The following is a 266-nucleotide window of genomic DNA, read 5'->3' on the forward strand; positions in this document are numbered from 1 at the left end:
CGCTCACGGTCGTCGCCCGCAGGCCGACCGTGAGCCTGCGGCGCGAGAGCGACGGGTGCGTGGAGTAGAGGTGGCGGCCCCTCTCGCCGACCGAGACCTTGCCCTTCTTGTCGGCGGTGCGAGAGACGTAGGTGACGCAGTCGAGGGGCTTGGCCGGCAGCCCGAGCATCGCCAGCCTGTCGGCCTCGAAGAGATCGAGCTCGCGCTCGCCCTTTATCCAGTGGGGCTTGTCGGACATGGCGAGGCTGCGCTCGAGCAGCCTGCGG

Annotated in this window: 1 protein-coding gene; it reads right to left on the bottom strand. The window is 70.3% G+C overall.

The annotated features are described in order from the left end of the window. On the bottom strand, window positions 1-238 hold a 238-nt coding region (locus ACQRAQ_RS08675), incomplete at its 3' end, for a hypothetical protein (RefSeq protein ID WP_427794565.1). Window positions 239-266 lie beyond the last annotated feature (28 nt).

It is taken from the genome of Collinsella sp. SGI.178 (assembly GCF_050313495.1).
Classification (GTDB): Bacteria; Actinomycetota; Coriobacteriia; order Coriobacteriales; family Coriobacteriaceae; genus Collinsella.